Raw genomic sequence first — 26,380 nt, forward strand, 5'->3', positions numbered from 1 at the left:
GCTCGCGCTCGATCAGGCCGGCATAGACCGGCAGGTCGAGGGCTTTCTTCACCAGCGTCGGGTTGGTGGTGCAGTCGACCGGGCGCAGGCGCTTGATGGCGTCGTAATCGCCGGTATCGGCGACGACGACGGACAGTTCACGCAGCTGGGCGAGCTTGGTCATGGTGAGAGTCATGCGTGGGGTCCTGGATGCATGTGTTGCTGTCTGCGAAGGTTTGCGCGACGACGATCAATTGGCGGGAGATTCAGCGTGGGCGGTTGCGAGACAAGTAATCTCAGCGCTTCGACAACACGCGGCGCCTCGCCCGGATCGAGGATCAGGAAACGATCGCGTCCGCCTTTTTCCCGCCGGAAGCGCGTGAAGCCATCCGCTTCCACCACCACATTCCCAGCAGGCGACAGCGCGAAGTAGCCCCGCTCTGGATGAACCGCGGCAAGTACCGAGGTCAGATCCCAGCTGGGCCGGTCATGGGGTGGCGGCAGATAAAGGTAGTAGGAATCCTTCACCAGATGATGCGGATAGGCGTTGAAGTCCTGCTCTATGCTCGCATGCGGATAGGGCGCGGCGACGCCAATTTCGTAACCACTCCAGATGATCGGGGTTGGCCATTGCGTGGCAAGCAACCGAGCAGCCGGGATGTCCTTGATGATGTTGTATTCAAGGTAATGATTGTCGTGGTTGTCGATGGTCTGGAAAGCACCGGCCATGACGCTGAGCAGCTTGACCTTGCGGCGTACCAGTTCATGCCCAGCCAGCGGCGAATGACGGTCAGGGCCGGTCTGCAGCAGGCGAGCAAAATTGGTGAAGAAACCGACCTGGACCAGAACCACCGATTGGTCAGGCTGCGCGGCCAGCAGGCGGCGCAGAAGATCCAGCGCATCCGCGGCATCCTCGCCGGAAGCCAGCGAATGGGGGTAGCGTTCACGCTGGTCGATCAGGCCAAGAAACTTGCCTTCTTCAGGTGTGGCGCCGGCGCGAACCACGCCCAATGGAATGTCCGGGCGCCCGTAGAAGGTGTTGATGGCATCCACGAAAGGTGCCGCCCTGGGGTGATCCTTGCTCAGTGTGACCCCGAGCAGGCGACTCTCACCGCGTTGCTCAAGCGCGTGCAGCAAGGCCATGGCAAGCACATCATCAACATCGTTGCCCATATCCGTGTCGAGGATGACGGGTACCGGTGGCGCGGCAGCCGCGCCCAACGGCAAGCACAACAGTGCCGCCAGCAGCAGGCTGCGCATGGTCATGCGCCAGATGGTCGAGGATCGGTCGCATCCTCATCCAACAGGCCGATCACCTGCTCGGTGTGCTCACCCTTGATGGGCGCAGCAAACGGCTGTGGGCCGGGGGTGCGGCCGAACACGATGGGACGGGTGATACCGCGGTAGCTGCCCAGCAGCGGGTGCGGCAGCGTGGTGATCATCTCCTCGGCCAATACCTGCGGGTGGTCAAACATCTCCTCGACCTTGCGTGCAGCAGCGCAGGGAACTTCCTCACCAAACAGCGCTTCCCACTCCAAGGCGCTGCGTGCGGCCAGCGCGGCGTGCAGCTTGGCCAGCAGTTCGTCGGAATGTTCGGCGCGCTTGCGCACGGTGTCGTAGCGCGGATCGCTGCCCATGTCCGGCAGGCCGATCTTGTCGCACAGCGCCTGCCAGAAGCGCGGCGTATTGGCCGAGATATACAGGTGGCCGCGCGCGGTCGGGTGGATGCCGGTGACACCGCCCGAGCGCATGTCGCGGCCCACGCCTTCCGGCTCGCCTTCGGCCCAGATCATCCGCGCCGATTGCATGGTCAAGGCGCTGCGCAGCAGCGACACGCCGACATACTGGCCTTCGCCACTGCGTTCGCGCTCAAACAGCGCCGAAGACACACCGGCGGCCACCAGCGCCGCGGCGTAGTAGTCCACCACCGAGCCGTACAGGATTTCCGGTGCGCCACCGGGCTTGCCCTGCATCGCGCACATGCCGGTCATGGTCTGCAGCACCTGGTCATAGCCGGCCTTGTCCTTGAGCGGACCACCTTCGCCGTAACCGGTGACCGCGCAGTACACCAGGCGCGGGTTGATCTTGTTCAGGCTGTCGAAATCGATGCCCAGGCGGGCTGGCACGCTGGGGCGGAAGTTGTGCACCAGCACGTCGGCCTCGCGCACCAGGCGCATCAGCACCGCGCGCTGGTCGGTTTCCTTCAGGTCCAGCACCACGCCACGCTTGGAGCGGTTGACGCCGAGGAAGGCGCGGCTTTCCGCTTCCAGCGTGGACGGGTACTTGCGCAGGTTGTCGCCAATCGGCGGCTCCACCTTGATCACCTCGGCGCCCTGGTCGGCCAACAGCGTGCAGCCGTAGGGTCCGGCGATATAGGCGCTCAGGTCGAGCACGCGTACGCCGCTGAGCGGGCCGCGGGCGCCTTCGCGCTGGGCGATGTCGAACGGTGATGGGTTGTGACTTGCTGACATGGGCTGCACTCGAATCCTTGATTGCAGTTTCCTCCCGGTGGCTGGGAAGAAACATATCGTGCGGGTATTTTCAGCGAGGACAAAAAACAGGTATCGCCTTGCCATCGCGTTCATCATTGCCGCTGCCTGCACCGTGCAGGGTGGCAGGCAGCGACGACAGGCTTATTGCGGTGCCAGCGACAGCCAGCTCAGGCGCCAGACATCATGCTCGCGGCCACCACAGCGGTAGTACGGCTCGAATACCAGCGGTGCGCGGCATTCCAGCTGCATCGTCACCGTTGCACCTTCACCGGCGTCTTGGCCTACCTGCAGCCAGCGCGCTGGATCACCTGCCGGCAGCTTCACCGTTTCATCGGTCTTGAAGCCGTCGATCAGGGTGGTCGCATAGACCAGCGGGCCGTAGCTCAGGCCAACGTATTCCCAACGCAGCACTTCCTGCGCCACCGGTGAACCATCCGGTGCGCGCGATTCCTGCACGTTGATGTTGGCCGCACGGTGCAGCTGCGGCTGCATCGGCAGCTGCAGGCTCACTTGATCACCCGATTGCCACTGCCGTTGCAGCTGCACGTAGCCATCGGCGCTCACCTGCACCGGCACAGTGACGCCATTGACCTGGATACGTGCGTCTTCGGCCCAGGCCGGAATGCGCAGGCCAATGCCGAAGCTGGCACTGCGTTCAGGCTTGATGCGCAGCGTAATGCGGCCATCGAATGGATAGCGGGTCTGCTGCTGCAGCACCACCGCGCCGGCATCGGCGTGGTTGAGCGTGGCTTCGCCGGGGCCGTACAGGTTCACCCGCAGGCCGCCATCGGCGGCAACGCCGTAGGCAATTTGCGGCAGCTCTTCCACCGCCATCGCGCCGGAGGATTTGCAGCAGCGCCAATATGTGGTGTGCACGCGCTTGCCATTGGGGAAGGTGTAGTAGCACCAGTCCTCGCCGTTCGGTGCCATCGCCGCCAGCAGGTCGTTGTAGGCGGTGCGTTCCAGCTCGTCGGCATAGCGCGCGTGGCCACTGATGGCCAGCAGCTCGCGGTTGAGCTGCATCCACGCCAGCACCGAGCAGGTTTCCACATAGGCCTGTGGGAAGAAGGTGCGCGGTGCGTTGAACACTTCGCGCGAGCGATGGGCAACGCCGCCCCACGGGCCGCCGCCCAGGGTCAGGTGCTGCTCGCGGATGTTGTTCCACAGGTTGTCGATGGCCAGCTTGTAGTCGGCCTTGCCGGTGGCCTTGTACAGCTTGGCCAGGCCAACCAGGTTCCACGACAGCTGGTAGGCCTTGCCGGTGGCAATGAAGGCCGCGTCTTCGTTGGCGATGCCCTTGTCGAGCAGGGCCAGGCGCGGGTTGGCGTTGGCCTGCTGCAGGATCTTTTCGGCCAAAGCGAGATAACGCGGCTCGCCGGTGACCAGGTACAGGTCGGCGGCCGGGTCCAGCAGCACCGTGGCCGACATGCCGTGGTGGTTGCCCAGGGTGGTGATGTCGATGCCCGATTCCAGTGCCTGCCAGCACAGGTCGGCGATGCGGCGTGCGGCCTGCAGGTAGCTGTCATCGCCCAGCGCACGCCAGGTTTCGAGGAAGCCGAGGATCAGGTAGCTGTGGGTCCAGATATCCCAGGTGCGCAGTGCCGGCTCGCCGTTCCAGCTTTCGGGCTTGGGCGGCTGCGGCACGGTGAAGCGGCGGTCGGCGGCGTAGTTGCCCAGATAGCCATCGTCGTCCTGCTGGCTGATCAGCCAATCGGCGACGCGGCGCAGGTTGGCTTCCAGCTCGGGCTGGCCGCCCTGCGCCACTGCGCGCGCGGTGGCCGACAGCCACTTGCCGGCGTGTTCGCCGTACCAGTCGCCTTCCTGGTTCTGCTGTTTGTGGGCCTGGCCGAAGATGCTGATCGACGGGCTGTGCTCATCGACGATGAAGTGGCTCAGGCGGCCGCTGCGGTTGGCCGCCAGCATCTGCCCGAACATGCCATCCAGCTTTACGGACGCGGGGGCGATCAACTGCTGGCCGCTGCTGATGGCCGCGGTCATGCCGCGTCCACCACGCAACGGAAGCCGAGCATGCCGCTGCGGTCCTTGGCCGGCGCCATCAGCAGGTACTTGCCGTGCTGGTCCAGGCGATAGGCCTGCGGGAAGTACCAATGCGAGGTCTGCGGCTGGTAGCTGGAGCCACCGCGCAGGATCGCCGCACGGGTGTGCTCGTCGCTGAACTCGTCGGTCCACTGCCACACATTGCCGACCAGATCCTCGACACCGAACGGGCTGGCACCCTGCGGGTGCGCGTCGACATCGGCCGGGGCCAGCACACGGCGGCCACGGTTGACCTGCGGTACGCGGCTGGCATCCCAGTCATTGCCCCACGGGTAGGTGCGGCCATCGTTGCCCTGGGCGGCGTACTGCCATTCCCATTCGTGCGGCAGGCGCTTGCCGGCCCACGCGGCGTAGGCGCGCGCATCTTCCAGCGACACCCAGATCACCGGCTTGTTGTCCCAGCCGGCACGCGGTGCGCCATCCACCCAGTGGGCGAGGAAGTTGATGTCATCGGCCGGGTGATAGCCGGTGGCGTCGATGAAGGCCTTGAACTGCGCATTGGTGACCGGGTGGCGGTCGATATGGAAGGCCGGCATCTGCATCAGCTTGCGGTGATGGCGGCGCGGGCAGTCTTCCCACGGGAACTGCACGTCCTGGCCAGCCCAGTTGAAGCCTTCGATCTCCACACCGCCAACGGCAAACACGAACTCGCCGGCCGGGATGGTGACCATGCCTTGCGGCGCGGCCGCCTGTGCGGTGGTGGCGGGGATCTCGCGCAACTGCTGCGGGATTGCCTTCCATGCGCCGGAGTAGTTGTTGAGCGGCTGTGCGGCGCGCTTGGCGGCCTCGGCCAGGAAGCTGTCCAGGCCTTCCACAGCAGCGCCCGGCTGCACACTCAGCACTGCGCCAAAGCCGCGCGCTTCCATCGGCAGTTCGATGATGGCCAGGCCATCACGTACCGCCGGCGACAGCTCCACGCCGTGCCAGACATCGTAGTAGCGGGTGCCGTCCACATGCGGCAGGCCGATCTGCTCGCCATTGACCGCGTACTCGTTGCGGTTGATGAAGGTGTGCAGGCACTGGCCGTCGACCGGGAACTTGCTGGCGAAGATGCCACCCTGATAGCAGACCTGGTACGGCTCCCACGCCATCGACACGATCAAGGCCGGGAACTGGCGATAGATCGCCGCGATGCGGCGCAGCGTTTCGCCATCGCGCGCAGTGAACTGGTTCCAGATGCCCCAGATGTTTTCCCAGGCGTTGTAGCCGATGCCGTTGAAGAAGCAGTACTGCAGATCGTGGTTGCGGTTTCGCCCCCAGCGGTTCTCATAATTGATCATGTGGCGCGGCTCCAGCCACTTCCACTTGGACACCGGCGGCACCGGGCCATCGGGTGCCTTCTTGCCCCAGCTCTGCACGTTCCAGATCAGCTGTTCTTCGGAGCTGATGGTGGATTCGGGCTGTACCACCACCGGGTTGCCATTGGCGTCGCAGGCGTCGAAGAACGCGCGCGGCACGCCGTTGAAGGTGTCACCGTTGATGCCGTCGGCACCGGTGGCCTTGATGATTTCGGCCAGGCCATCCCAATGCGTCACGCCTGGGTCGCGGGTGCCGTGATCCCAGGGCTTGGCGGGCAGGAACACGCGCACGCCGCGCTTCTGGAATGCCTTGACGGCAGCGGTCAGACCTTCCAGGCCGCCCGGCAGCGTGTGTGCCAGATCGAACTGGTTGCGGTCGTCGATGCCGATGTTCGGGTAGATGTACCAGATCAGTACCGAGTCGAGCCCGCCGAAGCGTTCGATCAGATCGTCCAGGTACTTGTCGACGGTGTACTGCGCGGTCTCCACGTCGAAGAAATAGCGGTCCTCGACCATCATCTGCGCGTGTACGAAGTTGCGCTGCGCCCATTGCAGTTCCGGGCGGCGATAGTTCACATCGGTATAGCCGATGCGCACCAGGTGTTCCTGGCGCCAGTCCTTCAGCTCGGTCAGCCAATCCGCGGCGCTGGCATTGGCGTCGATCATCCAGCTGCCGATATCGGCGAATGGCCATGCCGGTGCCTTGCCCGGGGTGGGCAGGTAGCGGCCGGTGGTGACGTGCGAGAACTTGTACTCGGTATGGATCGCCTCACGCCCGTGATCGGGGGAATCGTTGTCGTAATCGGGCGCGGGGTAGGGGGAAGTCATGGTGGTCATCCAACAAAAACAGGGGGAGAGGAAACAGTTACTGCGCGCACCACGCCGCAAGCGCGGCATGGGCGTCGGTGTCGGGCAGGCGACTGGCATCGGCCAGCAGCGCCTCTACCTCGACATGGTCGGGGATACTGGATTGTGCACCCAGGCGCGTGCACGCCAGTGCCGAGGCGGCGCTGGCGGCAAGCAAGGCCTGCTGCAGCGGCGCATCCTGGGCCAAGCGCGCGATCAGGGTGCCGCAGAAGGTGTCGCCGGCGGCGGTGGTATCCACCGGTGAAATCGAGAACGCCGGCTGCACCAGGGTCTGGCCCGCACTGCGCGCCATGCAGCCGCGGGCACCGAGGGTGACGATCACGCAGGGCACTTCCAGTCGGGCCAGGCCGCTGGCCAGATCGGGAGGGTTGCCTGCCACGACATCGAGCTCACCTTCATTGACGATCAGCATGTCCAGCAGTGCCAGCAGCTCGGCCGGCAGCACCTGCGCCGGTGCGGCGTTCAAGGCGACCTTTACCCCGGCCGCACGTGCGGCGGCGGCGTAGGCCTGTACGGCGGCCAGTGGTGATTCCAGTTGCAGCAGCAGCCACTGCACGCCATCCAGCGCTGGCAGGTGCTCGGGCAGCAAGGCCATGTTGGCGCCGGGTGCGACGGTGATCGCGTTCTCGGCATCGTCGGACAGGCAGATGAAAGCGGTGCCGGTAGGCAGCTGGGCGTCACGCACGGTGTGCAACGTCACCCCGGCAGCGTTCAACGAGGCCTCGATTGGTTTGGCGAAATCATCATCACCCAAGGCCAGCAGCATCTGTGTGGCGGCGCCACCGGCGCGCGCGCAGGCCACGGCCTGGTTGGCACCCTTGCCGCCGGGGAAGGTGCGGAACTCACGGCCGAGCACGGTTTCGCCCGGTGCCGGCACATGCGCCGCACGCACCACGAAATCAAGATTGGCCGAGCCGGCGACAAGAACGGTGGAACTCATGGAATAGCCTGATAGACGAGGTTGTAGAAACGGGTGGAGGGCGACGCCAAGGCCTTGTCGCCGCTGGGCAGGTACTGCATCAACAGGATCGCCACCAGCTTCTCTTCGCGGTCGATGGTGAAGTAGGTGGATGCGGCACCGGACCAGCCGAACTGGCCCACGCTGCCCAGCTTGCCGCGGTAGGCCGGATTGGTGATGACATAGCCGCCCAGGCCGAAACCTTCACCGGCGCCGTAGCCGCTGATGGCTGGCTCGAAGCCACCCAACTGGTCGCTCATCATCAGATCCACTGTCTTGCGCGACAGCAGTTGCTGCTTGCCGCTGCGGCCGTCGTTGAGCAGCATGCGGGCGAACTTCAGATAGTCGGCTGCGGTGGAATACAGGCCACCGGCGCCGCTGTCATAGCCTTTCAGGCGTACGCCTGGGGCACGCGCGCTCAAGGTGTCGGCCACCCGCAGGCTGCCATCGTCGTTGCTGGTGGGCAGTTCGACCACGCGGCTGCGCTGCGCAGCGGGGACTTCAAAACCGGTGTCGCGCATGTCCAGCGGGTTGAAGATGCGCTGTTGCAGGAACTGCCCGAAAGGCTGGCCACTGACCACCTCCACCACGCGCGCCAACAGGTCGGTGTTGCTGCCTTCGTAGTGGAAGTGGGTGCCGGGCGCGTCGGCCAACGGCAGGGTGGACAGGCGCCGCGCGACATCCTCCAGCGAGGTGGCGCTGTCCACATCGGCGGCGGTCAGCAGCTTGGTCGCCACCCGGTGCGTGTCCGAGGCCGCCGCAAAGCCGCTGGTATGGGTGAGCAGGTGGCGCAAGGTGATGGCACGCGGCGCATCTTCGGTCTGCGGGTGTTGCAGATCGCCGCCGGTCACCACCTTGCGGTCGGCAAATCCGGGCAGATAGCGCGACAGCGGATCATCCAGCGACAGCTTGCCTTCCTCCAGCAGCATCAGCACCGCAACCGAGGTCACCGGCTTGGTCATCGAATAGATGCGGAAGATGCTGTCGTCCTGGATCGCGCGCGTGCCCGCGCTATCGGCATGGCCGTAGTGCTGCTGGAAGGTGATACGGCCGTCGTGCTCGACCAGGGCCACCGCGCCCGGGTATTGGCCCGGGGCGGTGCTTGCCTGCAGGAAGCCATCCAGCCGCTGCCAGCGGTCCTGCGCGTGCAGCAGCGGGGCGGCCAGGCATAGCAGGAGTGCGGCGCCGCTGCGCAGCCAATGCTTGCTGCGCGGTACTGCGATGGGTTGGAACATGGCGGGCACTCCTGCGTTCATCAGCGGAACGTATACGAATAGCTCAGCGACACCACGCGGCCGCGACCGGCCCAGTAGTTCTGCCAGCCATCGCCCTGCGAGCCGCTGAGGATGTAGTACTTGTTGAACAGGTTGTCCACGCCCAGCGAGAACGTACCGAAGCGACCGGAATCATAGTTCACGCCCAGATCCCACAGCGTGTAGCCGTTGATCTTCTCGTCGTAGTCGTACTCTTCGCCGTCGTATTCGCGCACTGCCGAGCCGGTGAGATGGCGGTCACGCAGCATGCTGGCGCCCAGCGTTGCATCCAGGTTGGGCAGTGCCTTCCACACCAGGGCCACGTTGATCTTGTCCGGGGTGGCGTCGAAGATGCCCAGCGGCTTCTTCATCGGGCCAGCATCGTAGCGACCGGCCGGGTCCGGGCCCCAGAACGAGGTATAGCCACGCAGGTGGGTGTACAGGCCAGTGATCTTCAGGCGGTCGGTGAAGCGGAATTCACCGCTGAACTCGATGCCTTTGATGTCGGTGGGCGCGCGGGTCATGATGAAATCGCTGGTCAGCGGGTCCACTTCCAACGATGCACCGAAATCGGAAGTGGAGTGGTACCAGCTGCCACTGAGCGAACCGCGCGCGCCGCGCCAGTTGAAGCCCACGTCGATGTTGTCGACGATGATGGCCTGCAGGTCGAGGATGCCGGCCACCGACTGGCCCGGATAGTTCACGTTGCGCAGCGGGATGCCGATGTCAGGCAGGGTGAAGCCCTTGCTATAGGCGGTGAACAACGAGAACTGATCGTTGACGCGCCAGATCGCACCGAGGTTGGGCAGGTTGGCGGTGTAGTCCAGGGTGCCGCCTTCGACGAACACGCTGTTGCGGTAGGCCACGGTGGTGTAGCTGTCCACGTCCAGCTCGCCGTTCTCACGGCGCAGGCCGCCGCTGACGGTGACCGGGCCGATATCCCAGGACAGCTGCGCGTAGGGCGCCACGCTCCTGTAGTCCATCGGCGGCACCCAGACGCGATCGGTCATCACCAGGCGTTGTTGCGCCACGTCCTGCACGAAGTCCACGCCGGTATGCAGTTCCAGCCCATCCACGCCAAACAGGGTGGGGCGCGTCCAGGAGGTGCGCAGGCCCTTCTTGCGCGACTGGATTTCGGATTGGTCGAAGATGCGGTCGGCATCGTCCTCCGGCGCCGGCTTCACCAACTGCCGGTCCGCACCGTTCTCGGGCAGGAAGCGCATGCCCTGCTTGGCCTGGTAGCCGACCAGGTCCAGGGTGCCACCGTAAAAATCGCTGTGGGTGTATTGCAGGCTGTACTGGATGAATTTGTTGAGCGCGTCGCGTTGGCCATCGATGTGGCCCTTGATCGAGGTATTGGGCACCGGTGTGTCGCAGGGCGGCCAATCATTGGGGCCCTTGCACCCAACCAGCTGGATGTAGTCGCCGTTACCACCGATGTTGAAATTGCTGTACGTGGCCTGCAGGCGCTGCTCACCGTCCTCGCCGAAGTTGTAGCCACCCTTGAGGTAGAGATTGCGCGACTGCGAGTCGGCCAGCGAACCACTGGAGTTCATGCCGATGCTGCGGCCCTTGGCGTCATAGGCCATGCCGCGCTCCAGCTGCGAGGCACTGGCCAGGAAGTCGTAGTTGTCCTGCTTGATCGCATGGCTCAAGCCCAGCTTCCAGCCGACGCTGTCGTCGTTGAACTGGGTCTGGTAACGGGCATTGATGGTGGTCTCGCTGCCGATCTGCTCCGGCACCTTGGAGATGTAATTGATCACGCCGCCGGTGGCACCGATGCCTTCGGCCGCGGACGGGCCGTTGATCACTTCGATGCGGCCGATCACGCCCATGTCGGTGAAGGTACCGTTGCGGGTGCCTTCGCGTAGCGGCGAGCCTTGCGGGATGCTGTCGAACAGGCGCAGCGGGATGCGTCCGCGCAGTGATTCACCGGAGTTGGTCATCGCCTGCGAGGATTCGGCATAGCCGGGGATGGTGCGTGCCAGTACCGCGGTGTTGTCCTCGGTGATCACCAGCGACTGCTTGATCTCTTCCGGGGTGATGATCGATATCGCGCCGGGGATCTTGTCCACCGCCTTGGGCGCACGTACGCCGGTGACGATGACCCGGTCCAGGTCGGTAGCGTTCCTGTTCTGTGCGCGCTTTCTCGCACTGCTGTCGTCTTCGTTCGACGCTTCCACCTGCTGTGCGTGCACGCTGCTGCTCACCGCTGCAGCCAGCACCAATACCCCCAACGCTACCGGTACCTTCTTCATGATCTTTATCTCGTTATTGTTTTAGAGAAGACGTGCATGAACTTCGGCCGCTGTGTGCGGCATTCCGATACTTCTGTTGGCTGCTGCATCCCTCCCGACGCAACTCCCCCGACCAGAGCAGCCTAGGCGTGGACAAGGGGGCATTGAAGGCGGGGGGGCTTGCTTCAGACGTGAGGTTTTGTTGCTTGAAATAAGCTGTGGTTTTTTCTTGCGGCGCAACAAGAAACGTTTTCTTGTTGTCTGCTGGGGGCCTGTCACCACGTAGCCCGGGTAAGCGCAGCGCACCCGGGATGTTGCAGCGCTCGGCTGCTCTTAACTACGCAATGATTGGAATGGGACAGGTTCCTGCGGCGACGCCGGATATCCCGGATCTTGCTGGTCCCGGGTGCGCTGCGCTTACCCGGGCTACCTGGGTGCTGCTTGCCTCACAAACAAAAACGGCGCCGCAGTTGCCTGCGACGCCGCTTTCAACCTGCAGCTATCAGAACTTGATGGTGTGCGACAGCGACACCATCCGGCCACGGCCGGAGAAGTAGTTCTGCCAGCCCGGCAGCTGCGACCAGGTCAACACGTACTGCTTGTCGAACAGGTTCTCGATGCCCAGCGACAGCTGGCCGAAGCGACCGGTGTCGTAGTTCACGCTGAGGTCCCACAGCGCGTAGCCATAGGTGTTCTCTTCGTTGACGTAAACGTCGCCGTTGCTCGGGTTGGTGAAGGTCTCACGCAGGTCGCGGCTGAAGGTCTTGCTCACGCCCAGAGTGGCGTTGAGCGCTTCGGAGGGGGTCCAGGTCAGCGAGGCGTTCACCTTGTCCGGCGAGATGTCCAGGATGCCCATTTCCTTCTTCAGGCCCGAACCCGGGTAGTACTGGGTCTGGCCACGGATGCGCGAGTACAGGAAGGTGGCCTTCCACTGCTCGTTGAAGGTCCAGGCGCTGTTCAACTCGAAGCCTTCGATCTCGACCGGCGAGCGGGTCAGGATGAAGTCGTCGGTGGCCTTGTCCACGGTCAGGGTGGAACCGAAGTCCGAGGTCGAGCGGTACACCGACGCACCCACCTGGCCCTTTGCACCGCGCCAGTTGAAGCCGATTTCCTTGTTCTCGGTGATCAGCGGCTGCAGATCGGCGATGCAGGACACGGCCTTGCACGGGCTGTTGGCCTGGATGTTGCGCAGCGGGATGCCGACGTTGGCGATGCCGAAGCCTTCGGAGTAGGAAGCGAACACCGACCACTGGTCGTTGATGCGCCAGATCGCGCCGAAGTTGGGCATGTTGGCCTTGTAGTCCATCTTGCCGCCCTGCACCGGGGTGTTGTCGCGGAACGCCACGGTGGTGTAGCTGTCGATCTCCAGCTCACCGTCTTCGCGGCGGATGCCGGCGTCCAGGGTCACCGGGCCGATGTCCCAGCTCAGCTGCGCGTACGGCGCGATGCTGGTGTACTTCATCGGCGGCACCCACAGGCGGTTGGTCAGCGCCAGGCGCTGCTCGGCGGTGTCTTCCACCAGGTCCAGGCCGGCACGCAGGCGCAGGCCTTCGACCTTGAACAGCTCGCTGTAGGCATAGCCGAAGCGCAGGCCCTTCTTCTCGCTGTTGATTTCCGACTGGTCCCAGATGCGGTCGGCATCGTTGGTCGGGGCCGGCTTGGTCAGCTGGCGGTCGTCGCCGTTCTCCGGCACGTAGCGCATGGCCTGCTCGGCCCAGTACGCGTCAACGCTCAGGTCGCCACCGAAGAAGTCGGCATTGGTGTACTTCACCGCGAACTGTTCGAAATCGTTGAACTCGGCCAGCGAGCCGGCGATGGAGCCCTTCTCGGCCGTGTTGGTGGTCGGGTTGGGGCATTCAACCGGATCGAAGCGGCAGCCTTCAACCGGGATGTAGTTGTGCTTGCCGCCGATGTGGAAGTTGCTGTAGCTGGCCTGGATGCGCTGCATCTGGTCTTCGCCGAAGTTGTAGCCACCCTTCACGAAGAGGTTCTTGCTGTACGAATCGGATAGCGACCCGGAGGTGTTCAGGCCGACGCGGCGGCCGTCGCCGTCATAGGAGATGCCACGGTCGATGTAAGCGCCGCTGATCACGAAGTCGGCCGCATCACCACGGTAGGTGTGGGTGACGCCGATCTTGGACTGGTCGCTGTTGTCCTTGAACTGGGTGCCGTAGCGGGTGTTGATGATGGTCTGGTGGCCATCCACTTCCGGGTTCTTGGACAGGTAGTTGATCACGCCACCGGCGCCACCGATGCCTTCGGCGGCCGACGGGCCGTTGATGACTTCGATGCGGCCGATCACGCCCATGTCGGTGAAGGTGCCATTGCGGTTGCCTTCGCGCAGCGGCGAGCCCTGCGGCACACCGTCGAACAGGCGCAGCGCGATGCGACCGCGCAGGGTCTCACCGGAGTTGCTCATCGCCTGCGAGGATTCGGAGTAGCCCGGCACCATGCGTGCGAGCACGGCGGTGGCGTCTTCGGTCAGGTTGAGGGTGCGCTGCACCTGCTCCGCGGTCACCAGGGTGACGGCGCCGGGAACCTTCTCGATGGCGACCGGGGTGCGGCTGCCAGTGACGATCACCTGGTCCAGGTTGGTGGCGGTGTCGGTCTGGTCTTGTGCAAAGGCCGGGCTCATCGCGCTGACGAGCAGCGCGGCGCTGATGGCGGCCGAAAGTGGCTTGATCATGTTTCTCTCCCCCAGGGTATGAATGTATGGCGCAACCGGCCTGGGAGCCGGCGGCGACAGAATGCGGTGGGGACTGACGCCCCTTTTATGGTGTCGTTTGATGGTTTCAGCGCCTGCGCACGCAGACGCCGGGCGCAACTCCGACGATTGGCCGAAGACTAGGCGCGGCAACCGGGCGATAGAAGCGCGCCCGTGTATGTTCAAAGCCTAGGGATTGTTGCGATTGGGATTGCACCGGTGGTGCCGAGCCATGCTCGGCAGGGGCTCCATCAGAAATCCAACCGGTAGTGCCGAGCCATGCTCGGCAAGGGGCCTTGCCGGGATGTGTCGGGCAGACCGCGTCCCATGTAGGAGCGGCGTAAGCCGCGAAGCCACCGCAAAATCAGGAGCGGAAGGGCTGACCCCTCCCCAACCCTCCCCTTTGCTGCGCAAAAGGGAGGGAGCGGTAGTGCCGAGCCATGCTCGGCAAGAGGCCTTACCGGTAATGCCCCAGCCGAGCATGGCTCGGCACTACCGAAGCCCAGCTCAATCCGTTGGCTGCAACAGCGCCGTGCGGGCCTCGTCCAGCAGCACATTGACCTGGCGCAGGCGCACCGAGGCGCGCGACCAGACCATGCCGATACGGCGTGGCTCGCTGGCTTCGGGCAGGGGCAGGCGCACCACCGAGATGCCTTCCGGCCAGGGTTTGGCCCAGTCCGGCACCAGCGACACGCCGAGGCCGCGGTCGACCATCACCGCAATCGCATTGAGCGCATTCAGCTCAAACCGCTCGCGCGGCACGATGCCCGCCTTGCGCAGGTATTCGTCAGCCTGGCGGCCACCCCATTCATGGCGGTCGTAGCGGATCAGCGGCTCTTCGCGCAGCAGCTGGTGCGGGTCGGCACCGGCCATGCGCGCCGGTGCCAGCACCACCAGCGGCTCTTCACGCAGCAGCTGCCAATCGCAGGTCTTGGGCAGCGAGAACGGCGCCTGCAGCACCATCGCCGCGTCCAGGTCGCCCGATTCCACCGCGCCATACAGATCGGCCGAGTAACCGGGTTTGATGAAGACGTTGATCTCGGGGAACTTGGCCACCATCCGCGCCAGGATGTCCGGCACCAGACCGCCCAGCGCGGTAGGGCAGGCACCCAGCCGCAGCTCGCCGGCCATGCCGCTTTCATTGGCTACGCTGCGCAGATCCGCCACGCCACGCAGCAGATCACGCGCGCGCTGCAGTATGCGCGCACCTTCCTCGGTGACGCTGACGGTGCGCCCGGCGCGGGCGATCAGCGGTGCGCCCAGCTCGCGTTCCAGCGTGCGGATCTGCTGGGCGACGGCGGCCGGGGTGATGTGCAGCATGCGGGCGGCGGCGGCCATGGAGCCGCGGTCGACCACGGTGACAAAGGTATTGAGGAACTGGGTTTCCACGCGATTAGACCTCTCAGCTGCGCGCCAAACTACACCAGCGGGCGCAGCGAAGCGATGCGACCAACGTCCGGTCAGCGGCCGGAACCGCCTTCACGCCGCTGCGGTTCAGGTCCGCAGCGGCATGCAGGCTGGTTTTCACACCGCGTCCTGCTTGTAGATGGTCAAGCCCTTCAGCGAACGGTTCGGTGCCGGGAAGAACAGGCTGGCCACATAGCCGATCACGATGCACAGGAAGATCGAGATGGCCAGGTAGAAGTACGGGTGGACCAGGTCCATCGACCAGCACAGCAGGGTCAGCGCGATGCTGCCGGCCACGCCAATGGCCACCCCCTGTGAATTGGCGCGGCGGGTGAACATGCCCAGCGTATAGGCACCGGCGAAACCGCCACCGAGCAGGCCGGCCAGTTCGATCGAGACGTCGAACAGCGAGTGGATGTCATAGCGGCTCATCACCAGCGCAATACCAATGGCGATCAGGCCGACCAGTACGCCGATCCACTCGGCGAAACGCACGCTCTGCTTGGGCGTCACATCTTTCTTGAGCTTCTCGTAGAAGTCGACCGAGGCCAACGTCGAGACGCTGTTGATGATGCTCGACAGGGTCGACATGGCAGCGGCGAAGATGCCGGCGATGATCAGGCCGGTGACGCCGGCCGGCAATTCGGCGGCGATGAACAGCGGGAAGGTTGCATCGATCGGCAGCAGCGGGTTCAAGCGCTCCGGGTTGTCACGGTAGTAGACCCACAGCGCGGTGCCGATGCCGTAGAAGATGAAGCCACCGGGGATCATCATCGCCGCGAAGGTCCACACCGAGCGCCCGGCCTCCTTGTCGGACTTGGTCGACAGCACGCGCTGCATCAGTACCTGGTCCTTGGGGAAGGTGAGCACCACGTCGAACAGCACCAGGAAGATGAAGCCCCACACGGTGGCCTTGGTCAGGTCGAAGCTGAAATCAAACAGCTGGGTCTTGTTCTCGGAAGCCGCAGCGGCGATGAATTCCGGCACGCCGCCGTTGATCTGGTAGAGGATGAAGCCGATGGCGAAAATGGCGCCGCCGAACATCACGAAGACCTGCACGAAGTCGGTCCAGATCACCGCCTTCATGCCACCCATGGTGGTGTAGATGATGGTGAAGATACCCATCAACATGATGCTCCACGCCACGTCCAGGCCGGTAATGGTGGAGATGGCCAGGGCCGGCAGGAACAGGATCACGCTCATCCGGCTGCCGATCTGCATGACGATGCACAGCGCGCTGGCGAGCATGCGGATGGCCGGGTGGAAGCGGGTTTCCAGATAGGAGAACACGCTCATCAGGTCCAGCCGGCGCAGCAGCGGCACGATCCAGATCGCCACGAAGATCAGGCCGAGCACCGCGATCAGGTTGTTGGTCAGGTATTGCCAGTTGGTCTCGAAGGCCTTGGCCGGGATGGCGATGAAGCTGATCGAGCTGGTGTTGGTGGCATACAGGCTCACGCCCGCCGCCCAGAACGGAATGCTGCGGCCACCGACGAAGAAGTCGGAGGTGGTGCCGTGTTTTTCCTGGAAATAGAACCAGGCGCCAATGCCAAGCATGGCGGCCAGGTAGACCACGATCACCGCCCAGTCCAGCCAGCGCAGCAGGTGCTTGCCACCCTCCAGTTCAAACGCCTGCAGGCTGCCGTCGGTATTGGTCCAGGCCAAGCCGTTGCCCCAGCTGGTGCTGTTTGCCGGTGCATGGGTGGCGGTATCGGCCAGGTCCATCCAGGCGCTGGTGATGCTGTGGAAGGTACGGGCATGGCTGTTGCCAGCGGCGTCGGTCACCTGCATCAGCAGATGTGCCTGGCCAAGTGCGCGCAACGAGCCGGGCACCACATCACCGCCGATGGCCGGCAGGTTCTGCCAACCCTTGTCTGCGTTCCAACGCAGGAATTGCTGTGCGCCGTTGTTGCCGGCAACCACGTACAACGCGCCCTTCTGGCCTTGCATCGCGACGGCGGCGGCAGCTCCGGGCCATAGCGGCTGCGGCTGCCATTGCGCAGCCGTGGCCGGCTTGCGGTACAGCTGGGTCACGCCCTTGTCGTCGACACCGGCGACGAACAGCGTGCCCTCCAGCGCGGCGGCCTGGGCGTTGGCCAAGCGCGTGGGCAATGCCAGCGATGCACCCTTGCCCAGGGTTTCGCCCTTGAGCGTGAGTTGCTGCAGCTGATCGCTGTGGCCGGCATCGGCGCCCGTCAGCAGCCAGGTGCTGGCACCGTTGCGCACAACGCCTTGCACGTGCTCGCTGCCGATGCCGCCGGCGGGTGCCCACGCCTTGCCGTCCTTGCCCAGCAGCCATGCACGGTCACCGGAGCGGGCCAGCAGGCGGCCATCGACGTCCAGCAACTGCTGCACCGGCTGCGCATCCGGCAGCGCAGGCAAGGTGGCGGACTTCACGGTGGTCAGGCTTTCCTCGGCTACTGCGGTGCCGGCCAGCGCCAACAAGGTAGTGACGACAAGCAGGCGCAAGCCGAGCGAGAAGCGATGTGACAGCGCAGCAAGTGCGGTGGCCATGGGCGTGGGCATGGATGAAACCCCGGTAATGAACGGCATGGCGGTGAACCGCCGAGTGGAAGGAATCAAGCGCGCTGGGCGCCGGCGAGCAGGGCTTCGGCCCGGCGCAGGTAAGGCACATCGATCATGCGGCCTTCGAACAGGAATGCCCCGCGGCCCTGTTCGCTGGCCTCATGTGCGGCGGCAACGATACGCCGTGCTTCGTCCAGTTCGGCCTCGGGCACGCTGAAGATCACATTGGCCTGGCCGATCTGGCGCGGATGGATGCAGCTCTTGCCGATGAAGCCAAGCTGCTGTGACAGCACCGCCTCGGTGCGGAAACCTTCCGCATCGGCCACGTCCGGCCAGGCGCCGTCGCAGGCGAACACACCGGCCTCGGTGGCCGCCATTTTCACCGCGAACAGCACCGCGTGGACATTGGCCGGGGTGCGGGCGATGCCATTGGGTGCGAACAGATCGCCCAGCCCCAGCTGCAGGCCGGCCACGCGTGGATGCGCGGCGGCCAGCTCGGCGGCCAGGCGCAGGCCGCGCGGGGTTTCGATATTCAGCAGCAGGCCGATCGGGCGAGTCACGCCATTGGCCGCTTCGGCGCGTTCCAGGGCAACGACCACCTGCCTCACCTGTGCGGCCGATTCCACCTTGGGGATATTGAGCAGCCAAACTCCGGGCACGGCCATCGCGGCCAGATCAGCGGCGAAGTGCGGGCTGTCGGTGGCATTGGTGCGGACGATCAGCAGCTTGCCGCTGGCCTGGACATCGGCGCGGGCCAGGAAGCCGGCGATATGCGCACGCGCCTCCTGCTTGCCGGCTTCGGGCACGGAATCTTCCAGATCGAAGGACAGGGCATCGGCGGCACTGGCCATGGCCTTGTCGAACAGTTCCGGACGTGCGCCGGGCACAAACAGCTTGCTACGCATGACTTCCCCTCACTTTGAGGGGCAGTCTGCGCGAATCGGAAGGCTGAAAAAGTGTATTCCCCGACATTCACCCGATAGGTTTTGTTGTGGTTTGCGGGGTTTGGCGGGTGGGGTGAGAGACGCAGCAAGGCGTCCAACCGCGCGCTGTCCCTTCCCCCGCCAGCGGGGGAAGGTGCCCCGAAGAGCCTGCCCCCGCGAAGGCGGGGGGCGGAAGGGGGCGCTTTTGACGTTGCTTTTGCTGTTGCCGGCAAGCGGGGGCAGCGGGAAGGGCCAAAGCCAAAGCCAAAGCCAAAGCCAAAGCACCCCTCCCCAACCCGCCCGGCCCGAAGGCACAGCCTTCGGTCGTTCATCAGGCCGCGCGCCAGTGGCGCGCAAGCAGGCCCTCTTCACCCCCTTGGCCTGTGGCCAAAGGGAGGGAGCAGATTGCCGCGGCGCCCAGCGGCGTCAGGCAGCAAGCAACACTGCAGACCCCAGCGCCTTCCCCTCTCCCGCTTGCGGGGGAGGGTGCCCCGAAGGGGCGGGTGGGGGGCTTTTGATCTTGCTCATGCTGTTGCTTCAAAGCCAAAGCACCCCTCCCCAACCCTCCCCTGCGCCTTCGGCGCAAGGGAGGGGGCTGATTGCTGCGGTCTTCAGCTTGGGAGGGGCCTTTGGCCCCAGCCCCGGCTAGAATCCCTTCATGAAAATCGCTTCGTGGAACGTCAATTCGCTCAACGTCCGCCTGCCGCATCTGGAACAGTGGCTGGCCGACTTTGCCCCCGACGTGGTCGGCATCCAGGAAACCAAGTTGGAGGACCACAAGTTCCCCGACACGCGGCTGCTGGAACTGGGCTATCGCAACGTGTTCGCCGGGCAGAAGACCTATAACGGCGTGGCGCTGCTGTCGCGGCATCCGATCGAAGACGTGCAGATCGGCATCCCGGGCTTCGAGGACGAGCAGAAGCGGGTGATCGCCGGCACCGTCAATGGTGTGCGCATCATCAATCTGTATGTGGTCAACGGCCAGGACGTGGGCACCGACAAATACGCCTACAAGCTGCGCTGGCTCGAAGCCGTGCATGCCTGGGTGGCGGCCGAACTGCAGAAGCATCCGCAGTTGGTGGTGATGGGGGATTTCAACATCGCGCCGGATGACCGCGATGTCTACGATCCGGCGGTGTGGAACGGTGACCACATCCTGACCTCCACTGCCGAACGTGGCGCGCTGCAGAAGCTGCTGGACCTGGGTCTGCACGACGGCTTCCGTCTGCACAACGACGAAGCCGGCATCTTCAGCTGGTGGGATTACCGCGCGGCCGGTTTCCGCCGTGACCTGGGCCTGCGCATCGACCTGACGCTGGTGTCCGATGGGCTCAAGCCGCGCGCTGTCGCTTCCGGCATCGATCGCGAGCCGCGCACCTGGGAGCGCCCCAGCGATCACGCCCCGGCCTGGGTGCAGCTGGCGCAGGCCTGAAACAACAAGGCCCGGCTGTTGCCAGCCGGGCCTTGGTCGAATCGGCGCCAGAATCGTTAACGCACGCTTTTGCGGGTGAACAGATTGACGATGGCCAGCAGTACCACCGCGCCGACCAGTGACAACAGGAATGAGCGCATCGTGATTGCACCATTGATGCTGCCGCCGCTGAAGAAGAAGCCGGCAATCATGGCGCCGATGATGCCCACGACGATATTGAGGATGATGCCTTGCTGCGCATCGCGGCGCATGATGAGGCTGGCCAGCCAACCCACCACGCCACCAACGATCAACCAGATGATGATGCCCATGCGTGAATCTCCCTGCCGAAATGCACCTGGGGGGGTGCGGTGGTTACAGTCAACGCGTGGGGGCGTGAAGACCTTGTTGAACCGGGCCGGAGCTTGTTCAGCATGAGCGTCGTGCAGGCGCGCTGGCAGTTTGGGCAAGTGAAGGTGTGGCTGCTGCCGCACACCCAGGGCGAGCGCGGTGAGCCGCAGGCCAGAGAGCTGCTGGCCCAGGAACTCGGTGGCACCCCGGCGTCATTGCCGTTGACCCGCGATGAACGCAACCGTCCCTGGTTGATCGGTGAGTTGGCCCATTACGGCACCGGATGGAGCCATAGCGGCGGACATCTGCTGGTCGGCTTGGGCGAGGGCGCACGCCTGGGTGTGGATCTGGAACGGCAACGCCCGCGCAAGCAGATGCGCGAGGTGATCCGACGCTTCTTCCATCCGGAAGAGGTTGCCTGGCTGGACGGGCTGGATGATGCGGCCTGCGAACAATGGTTCTTCCGCGTCTGGTGCGCCAAGGAGGCGTTGTTGAAGGCGCACGGCCATGGCATTTCATTCGGCCTGGAGAAACTGCGCTTCGCCCCGGATGGGGAGGGGGCATTGCAGTTGATGTGGTGCGACCCGGGCCTGGGTGACGCGGCCCGCTGGCATTTATATGAGTGGCAGGCGACGGAAGATTTCCGCGCCGCACTGGCGTGGTACCCCTTGTGAGCAGGAACGAATGAGCAGGAGCCAGTAACCAGAGAAGGCGCGGATGTTGCCTTTGCTCCGTCTCGTTCCTGGTTCCTACCCTCTCGTTCCTGGCTCTTTGCGATAATCCCCGCCATGAATGACACCACTCTCCCGCGCGAAGTCGCCAGCGACCTCGACCAGGGCCTGAAGGCCATGGGTCTGGATGCCGCCTTGGCCACGCCCTTGCTGGCCTACCTGACCCTGCTGGTGCGCTGGAACCGCACCTACAATCTCACCGCTATCCGCGACCCGCGCGAGATGGTGACCCGCCACCTGCTGGACTCGCTGGCCATGGCCGAGCACGTCAGCACGGGCAGCCTGGCCGACCTGGGCACCGGCCCGGGGCTGCCGGGCATCCCGCTGGCCATCACCCATCCGCAGTTGCAGGTCACCCTGGTCGAGAGCAACGGCAAGAAGGCCCGTTTCATGCGCGAGGCCGTCCGTCAGTTGGGTCTGGGCAACGCCCGCGTGGCCGAATCCCGGGCTGAGGCACTGGACGAACCGGGCGCCTATGACAACCTCACCGCCCGCGCCATGGACACCCTGGCCGGGATCATCGAGGTCGGTGGCCACCTGCTGCGTCCCGGTGGCCAGTTGCTGGCGATGAAGGGCGTCTACCCGCACGAAGAGATCGCCCAGTTGCCGGCCGGCTGGCAGGTACTGGAAGTGCGCCCGCTGCAGGTGCCGGGCTTGGTCGGCGACCGCCATCTGGTGGTTGTGGAACGGAAGTAAGCATGCGGGGGCGTAGTGCCGAGCCATGCTCGGCAGGGGCTTTATCAGCCAAAGCTGCCCTCACCCCAACCCCTCTCCCGCAAACGGGAGAGGGGCTAAAGCGGTAGTGCCGAGCCATGCTCGGCAGGGGGCTTTACCGGCCAACGTCGCCGTCACCCCAACCCCTCCCCCAAAGGGAGAGGGGCTAAAGCGGTAGTGCCGAGCCATGCTCGGCAGGGGGCTTTACCGGCCAACGTCGCCGTCACCCCAACCCCTCCCCCAAAGGGAGAGGGGCTCAAGCGGTAGTGCCGAGCCATGCTCGGCAGGGGCTTTACCGGCCAACGTCGCCCTCACCCCAACCCCTCTCCCAAAGGGAGAGGGGCTAAAGCGGTAGTGCCGAGCCATGCTCGGCAGGGGCCTTTACCGGCCAACGTCGCCCTCACCCCAACCGCTCTCCCAAAGGAAGAGGGGCTAAGGCAGTAGTGCCGAGCCATGCTCGGCAAGAGCCTTCCCAGCCAAGGCCAAAAGCTACCCCTCCTCAACCCTCCCCTTGGCCTTTGGGCAAAGGGAGGGGGCTGAAGCAAGGCCAAAGTGGAGAGGATTTGTGGCCCAAAGCCGCCTCCCGCCGGGAAACCGATTTCCGCCAACGCGCCGCTACCCCCATAATGACCAGTCCAACTTCGCCTACGAGGCTCTCCTGCATGGCTCGCATCATCGCCATCGCCAACCAGAAAGGCGGCGTCGGCAAGACCACGACGGCTGTCAATCTGGCTGCTTCCCTTGCCGCCGCACCAAAACGTGTGCTGCTGGTCGACCTGGATTCGCAGGGCAACGCGACCATGGGCAGTGGCGTGGACAAGCGTGAAGTCGCAGCGTCCACCTGCGACCTGCTGCTGGGCGAGAACACCGCGGCCGAAGTGCGTGTCGCCACGCCGGAAGGCTTTGACCTGCTGCCAGGCAACATCGACCTGACCGCTGCCGAAATCCAGCTGATGGACCAGGGTGAACGCGAGCAGCGGCTCAAGCGCGCGCTGGCGCCGATCCGCGATGAATACGACTACATCCTGATCGACTGCCCGCCGGCGCTGTCGCTGCTGACGCTGAACGCGCTGGCCGCCGCCGACTCGGTGATCGTGCCGATGCAGTGCGAGTACTACGCGCTGGAAGGCCTGAGCGCATTGGTCGAGACCATCGACGCGCTGAAGATCAACCTGAACCCGGCGCTGGAAATCGAAGGCGTGCTGCGCACCATGTTCGACGTGCGCAACAACCTTGCCAACGCCGTGTCGGCGCAGCTGACCGACTATTTCGGCGACCGTGTGTTCCGCACCATCGTGCCGCGCAACGTGCGCCTGGCCGAGGCGCCCAGCCATGGCCAGAGCATCGTCGGCTACGACCGCAGCTCGCGCGGTGGCGTTGCCTACCTGGGCCTGGCCGGCGAGATCATCCGCCGCAACAATGATCGCAAGCAGCCCTCCCGGGCCGTGGAGGCTGTCTGATGAGCACAGCAAAAAAGCGCGGCCTTGGCCGCGGTCTTGATGCCTTGCTGGGCCCGAAGGGCGCGGTAACCCCGGTCACCGTCGCTGCCGTGGCCGAGCCGCAACCCGGCGAAGTGCTGCGCAAGCTGCGCATCGACCAGCTGCAGCCGGGCAAGTACCAGCCGCGCCGCGACATGGACGAGTCCAAGCTGGCCGAGCTGTCCGAGTCGATCAAGGCGCAGGGCATCATCCAGCCGATCCTGGTGCGCCAGATCGAGGGCGGCAATTACGAAATCATCGCCGGTGAACGCCGTTGGCGCGCCTCGCGCCTGGCCGGGCTGGACGAAGTGCCGGTGGTGGTGCGTGAGCTGGAAGACCGCACCGTCATCGCGATGGCGCTGATCGAGAACATCCAGCGCGAAGACCTCAATCCGTTGGAAGAAGCCGAAGCGCTGGCGCGCCTGGTCAGCGAGTTCTCGCTGACCCATGCCGAAGCCGCGCAGGCCGTGGGCCGCTCACGCGCATCGGTGTCCAACCTGCTGCGCCTGATCGACCTGCCGATCGGCGTGCGCATCCTGCTGGAAACCCGCCGGCTGGAAATGGGCCATGCCCGCGCTCTGCTGACGCTGGCGCCGGAACTGGCCACCAAGCTGGCCGAAGAAGCCGCAGAACAAGGCTGGTCGGTGCGTGAAGTTGAGCACCGTGCGCAGCAGTTCGCCGCCGGCAAGGTGCCGGGCGCGCGCAAGGCCAAGCCGTCGCCGAGCGCGCCGCAGGCCGATATCGCATCGCTGGAAACCGAGCTGTCCGAATCGCTGGGCACCAAGGTGGCGATCAGCCACGGCCGTGGCGGCAAGGGCAAGCTGGTCATCCATTACACCGATCTGGACACGCTCGATGGCGTGCTGGAACGGCTGCGCACACGCCAGCAAGGCTGACGTCTCCATTCCCCCCTGAGGTGCATGCAAGGCAATGAACCCCACCAAGGTCGACCGCAATCATCTATTGCGTCTGACCGACCTGCCGAATGTCGGGCCGGCCTGTGAAAAGGATCTCCGTCTGATCGGGATCCGTGTCCCCGCGCACCTGCGCGGGCGTGATGCCTACGATATGTATGCCCAGCTGTGCCTGAAGACCGGCGTGGTGCATGACCCCTGCGTGATCGACGTGTTCCTGTCCGTTATCCGCTTCATGGGCGGAGAAGCACCGCAGCCATGGTGGGCGTACAGCAAGGAACGCAAGGAAGCCCTGGCCAAGGAGCCGATGACGCTATGACGGTATTGGTCACCGGCGCGGCCGGCTTCATCGGCGCCTATACCTGCCAGGCCCTGGCCGCGCGCGGCGAACGCGTGGTGGGGTTGGACAACTACAACGATTACTACGACCCGCAGCTCAAGCGCGATCGTGTGGCGGCCTTGTGCCCGCAGTTGGATATCCGCGCGCTGGACCTCACCGACCGTGACGGCCTGGCCGCGCTGTTCGATGAAATCCAGCCGACGCAGGTGATCCATCTGGCCGCCCAGGCCGGTGTGCGTTATTCGCTGGAAAACCCGCACGCCTATGTCGAAAGCAACCTGGTGGGCTTCGTCAACATGCTGGAGCTGTGCCGCCATCATGGTGTGCAACACCTGGTCTATGCCTCCAGCAGCTCGGTGTATGGCAACTCGGCCACACCGCCGTTCTCCGAAGACCAGCGCGTGGACCAGCCGCGTTCCTTGTACGCAGCCACCAAGGCCGCCAACGAGTTGATGGCCTACACCTACGCCCAGCTCTACGGCCTGAAGGCCACCGGCCTGCGCTTTTTCACCGTCTATGGGCCTTGGGGCCGGCCGGACATGGCACCGTTGCTGTTCTCGCGCGCGGTGCTGGCTGGGCGCAGCATCGATGTGTTCAACGACGGCCACATGCGGCGCGATTTCACACATGTTTCTGACATCGTCGCCGGTATCCTCGGTGCGCTGTCGCATCCCTCCGTCCAGGCCACGCCGCATCAGGTGTTCAATCTGGGCAACCACACGCCGGTGGAACTGGAGTATTTCATCGACGTGATCGCCGCCGCTGCGGGGCATCCGGCGCAGAAGGTGTACAAGCCGATGCAGCCGGGGGACATGGTGGAAACCATGGCCGATACCGCGCGCGCGCAGGCCGCCTTCGGCTACCTGCCGGGTACGCCGATTGAAGTTGGCCTGCCGCCGGTGGTGGAGTGGTGTCGCACTTATTTCGGGCCGCGTGTCTGATTTCATGTTCCGCTAATACGCGAACAGGAAAATGCGCGGTCTTCCTGAATACGTAAAGCAACCGGAACCGCGTCATGAACCAGCCTGCACTCTCAGTCGTCGTCCCCGTCTTCAACGAACGCGACAATGTCACTCCGCTGGTCAACGAAATCACCGCCGCCCTGCGCGGCAAGATCGACTTCGAGATCGTCTACGTCGACGACAACTCCAAGGACGACAGCCTGCAGGTACTGCAGGCGCTGAAGGCCGCCAACCCGGAACTGCGGGTGTTGCACCACGTCAACCAGAGCGGGCAGAGCACGGCGGTGCGCACCGGCGTCAAGGCCGCGCGTGCACCGTGGATCGCCACGCTCGATGGCGACGGCCAGAACGACCCGGCCGATATCCCCAAGCTGCTGGCCGCGCATGACGATGCCGAAGCGCAGGTCAAGCTGTTCGCCGGCTGGCGCGTCAATCGCCAGGACTCCGGTAGCAAGCGCTGGGCCAGCAAATGGGCCAACGCCATCCGCGCACGCATGCTGCGCGATGACACCCCGGATACCGGCTGCGGCATCAAGTTGTTCGAGCGCGCCGCATTTCTCGACTTGCCGTACTTCGACCACATGCATCGTTACCTGCCGGCGCTGATGCAGCGTGCCGGCTGGAAGACGGTGAGCGTGCCGGTCAACCATCGCCATCGCACCGCGGGCGTGTCCAAGTACAACAACCTGGGGCGCGCGCTGGTCGGCATCCGTGACCTGCGTGGTGTGGCGTGGCTGATCACCCGTTCCAAGCGCACCGCGGTGGAAGAGGTCTGAG

Annotated in this window: 21 protein-coding genes; 8 read left to right on the plus strand and 13 right to left on the minus strand. The window is 64.8% G+C overall.

Annotated elements, in window-relative coordinates:
• The 12 genes from RT460_RS13485 to RT460_RS13540 form a co-directional block, all read right to left on the minus strand.
• Positions 1-175: transaldolase family protein (locus tag RT460_RS13485; protein ID WP_313319478.1), on the minus strand; the 175-nt coding region annotated here is incomplete at its 3' end.
• Complete coding sequence (locus RT460_RS13490; RefSeq protein WP_313319437.1) at positions 172-1,239, minus strand: nucleoside hydrolase; 1,068 nt, start codon at positions 1,237-1,239, stop codon at positions 172-174. The genes RT460_RS13485 and RT460_RS13490, both read right to left, overlap by 4 nt.
• A 2-nt stretch (positions 1,240-1,241) precedes the next feature.
• Positions 1,242-2,450, minus strand: coding sequence for a CoA transferase (locus tag RT460_RS13495; RefSeq protein WP_313319438.1), 1,209 nt, complete (start codon positions 2,448-2,450; stop codon positions 1,242-1,244).
• A gap of 162 nt (positions 2,451-2,612) precedes the next feature.
• Positions 2,613-4,469 (minus strand): beta-L-arabinofuranosidase domain-containing protein, encoded by a 1,857-nt coding sequence (locus RT460_RS13500; protein ID WP_313319439.1) that lies wholly within the window; start codon positions 4,467-4,469, stop codon positions 2,613-2,615.
• Positions 4,466-6,655 (minus strand): formylglycine-generating enzyme family protein, encoded by a 2,190-nt coding sequence (locus RT460_RS13505; protein WP_313319440.1) that lies wholly within the window; start codon positions 6,653-6,655, stop codon positions 4,466-4,468. The genes RT460_RS13500 and RT460_RS13505 overlap by 4 nt, the downstream gene beginning before the upstream one ends.
• A 37-nt stretch (positions 6,656-6,692) precedes the next feature.
• Positions 6,693-7,634, minus strand: a complete 942-nt coding sequence (locus RT460_RS13510) for a ribokinase (RefSeq protein ID WP_313319441.1) — start codon at positions 7,632-7,634, stop codon at positions 6,693-6,695.
• Positions 7,631-8,887 (minus strand): serine hydrolase domain-containing protein, encoded by a 1,257-nt coding sequence (locus RT460_RS13515; protein WP_313319442.1) that lies wholly within the window; start codon positions 8,885-8,887, stop codon positions 7,631-7,633. Before RT460_RS13515 ends, RT460_RS13510 begins: the two co-directional genes overlap by 4 nt.
• A gap of 20 nt (positions 8,888-8,907) precedes the next feature.
• Positions 8,908-11,163: a TonB-dependent receptor gene (locus RT460_RS13520; RefSeq protein ID WP_313319443.1), complete on the minus strand. Its 2,256-nt coding sequence runs from the start codon at positions 11,161-11,163 to the stop codon at positions 8,908-8,910.
• Positions 11,164-11,644: 481 nt separating this feature from the next.
• Positions 11,645-13,828, minus strand: coding sequence for a TonB-dependent receptor (locus RT460_RS13525; RefSeq protein WP_313319444.1), 2,184 nt, complete (start codon positions 13,826-13,828; stop codon positions 11,645-11,647).
• A 525-nt stretch (positions 13,829-14,353) separates the two neighbouring features.
• Positions 14,354-15,235 (minus strand): LysR family transcriptional regulator, encoded by an 882-nt coding sequence (locus RT460_RS13530; protein WP_313319445.1) that lies wholly within the window; start codon positions 15,233-15,235, stop codon positions 14,354-14,356.
• 135 nt (positions 15,236-15,370) lie between these two features.
• The gene (locus RT460_RS13535; protein ID WP_313319446.1) at positions 15,371-17,779 is read right to left on the minus strand and encodes a sodium:solute symporter; all 2,409 of its coding nucleotides are present in this window, start codon (positions 17,777-17,779) and stop codon (positions 15,371-15,373) included.
• 53 nt (positions 17,780-17,832) lie between these two features.
• The gene (locus tag RT460_RS13540) at positions 17,833-18,684 is read right to left on the minus strand and encodes a CoA ester lyase (RefSeq protein ID WP_313319447.1); all 852 of its coding nucleotides are present in this window, start codon (positions 18,682-18,684) and stop codon (positions 17,833-17,835) included.
• Positions 18,685-19,360: 676 nt separating this feature from the next.
• Here RT460_RS13540 and xth point away from each other — a divergent pair.
• Positions 19,361-20,134 carry an exodeoxyribonuclease III gene (gene xth, locus RT460_RS13545; RefSeq protein ID WP_313319448.1) on the plus strand — a complete coding sequence of 258 codons (774 nt, stop codon included), beginning with the start codon at positions 19,361-19,363 and terminating at the stop codon, positions 20,132-20,134.
• A 56-nt stretch (positions 20,135-20,190) separates the two neighbouring features.
• Here the strand turns inward: xth and RT460_RS13550 are convergent, their stop codons facing one another.
• A complete protein-coding gene (locus RT460_RS13550) occupies positions 20,191-20,445 on the minus strand; it encodes a GlsB/YeaQ/YmgE family stress response membrane protein (protein WP_313319449.1) in 255 nt (84 codons plus the stop codon).
• A 102-nt stretch (positions 20,446-20,547) separates the two neighbouring features.
• Here RT460_RS13550 and RT460_RS13555 point away from each other — a divergent pair, with 102 nt between their 5' ends.
• From RT460_RS13555 to RT460_RS13585, 7 genes are all read left to right on the plus strand, one after another.
• Positions 20,548-21,138: a 4'-phosphopantetheinyl transferase superfamily protein gene (locus RT460_RS13555; protein WP_313319450.1), complete on the plus strand. Its 591-nt coding sequence runs from the start codon at positions 20,548-20,550 to the stop codon at positions 21,136-21,138.
• Positions 21,139-21,252: 114 nt separating this feature from the next.
• Positions 21,253-21,891 carry a 16S rRNA (guanine(527)-N(7))-methyltransferase RsmG gene (gene rsmG, locus RT460_RS13560; RefSeq protein ID WP_313319451.1) on the plus strand — a complete coding sequence of 213 codons (639 nt, stop codon included), beginning with the start codon at positions 21,253-21,255 and terminating at the stop codon, positions 21,889-21,891.
• 680 nt (positions 21,892-22,571) lie between these two features.
• The gene (locus tag RT460_RS13565) at positions 22,572-23,369 is read left to right on the plus strand and encodes a ParA family protein (protein ID WP_313319452.1); all 798 of its coding nucleotides are present in this window, start codon (positions 22,572-22,574) and stop codon (positions 23,367-23,369) included.
• A complete protein-coding gene (locus tag RT460_RS13570) occupies positions 23,369-24,283 on the plus strand; it encodes a ParB/RepB/Spo0J family partition protein (RefSeq protein WP_313319453.1) in 915 nt (304 codons plus the stop codon). Before RT460_RS13565 ends, RT460_RS13570 begins: the two co-directional genes overlap by 1 nt.
• A gap of 34 nt (positions 24,284-24,317) precedes the next feature.
• Positions 24,318-24,620 (plus strand): helix-hairpin-helix domain-containing protein, encoded by a 303-nt coding sequence (locus RT460_RS13575; protein WP_313319454.1) that lies wholly within the window; start codon positions 24,318-24,320, stop codon positions 24,618-24,620.
• Complete coding sequence (locus RT460_RS13580; RefSeq protein ID WP_313319455.1) at positions 24,617-25,582, plus strand: SDR family NAD(P)-dependent oxidoreductase; 966 nt, start codon at positions 24,617-24,619, stop codon at positions 25,580-25,582. The genes RT460_RS13575 and RT460_RS13580 overlap by 4 nt, the downstream gene beginning before the upstream one ends.
• 74 nt (positions 25,583-25,656) lie before the next feature.
• Positions 25,657-26,379: a glycosyltransferase family 2 protein gene (locus RT460_RS13585; RefSeq protein ID WP_313319456.1), complete on the plus strand. Its 723-nt coding sequence runs from the start codon at positions 25,657-25,659 to the stop codon at positions 26,377-26,379.
• Position 26,380 lies beyond the last annotated feature (1 nt).

The sequence above is a fragment of the Stenotrophomonas sp. genome, from assembly GCF_032061965.1.
Classification (GTDB): Bacteria; Pseudomonadota; Gammaproteobacteria; order Xanthomonadales; family Xanthomonadaceae; genus Stenotrophomonas.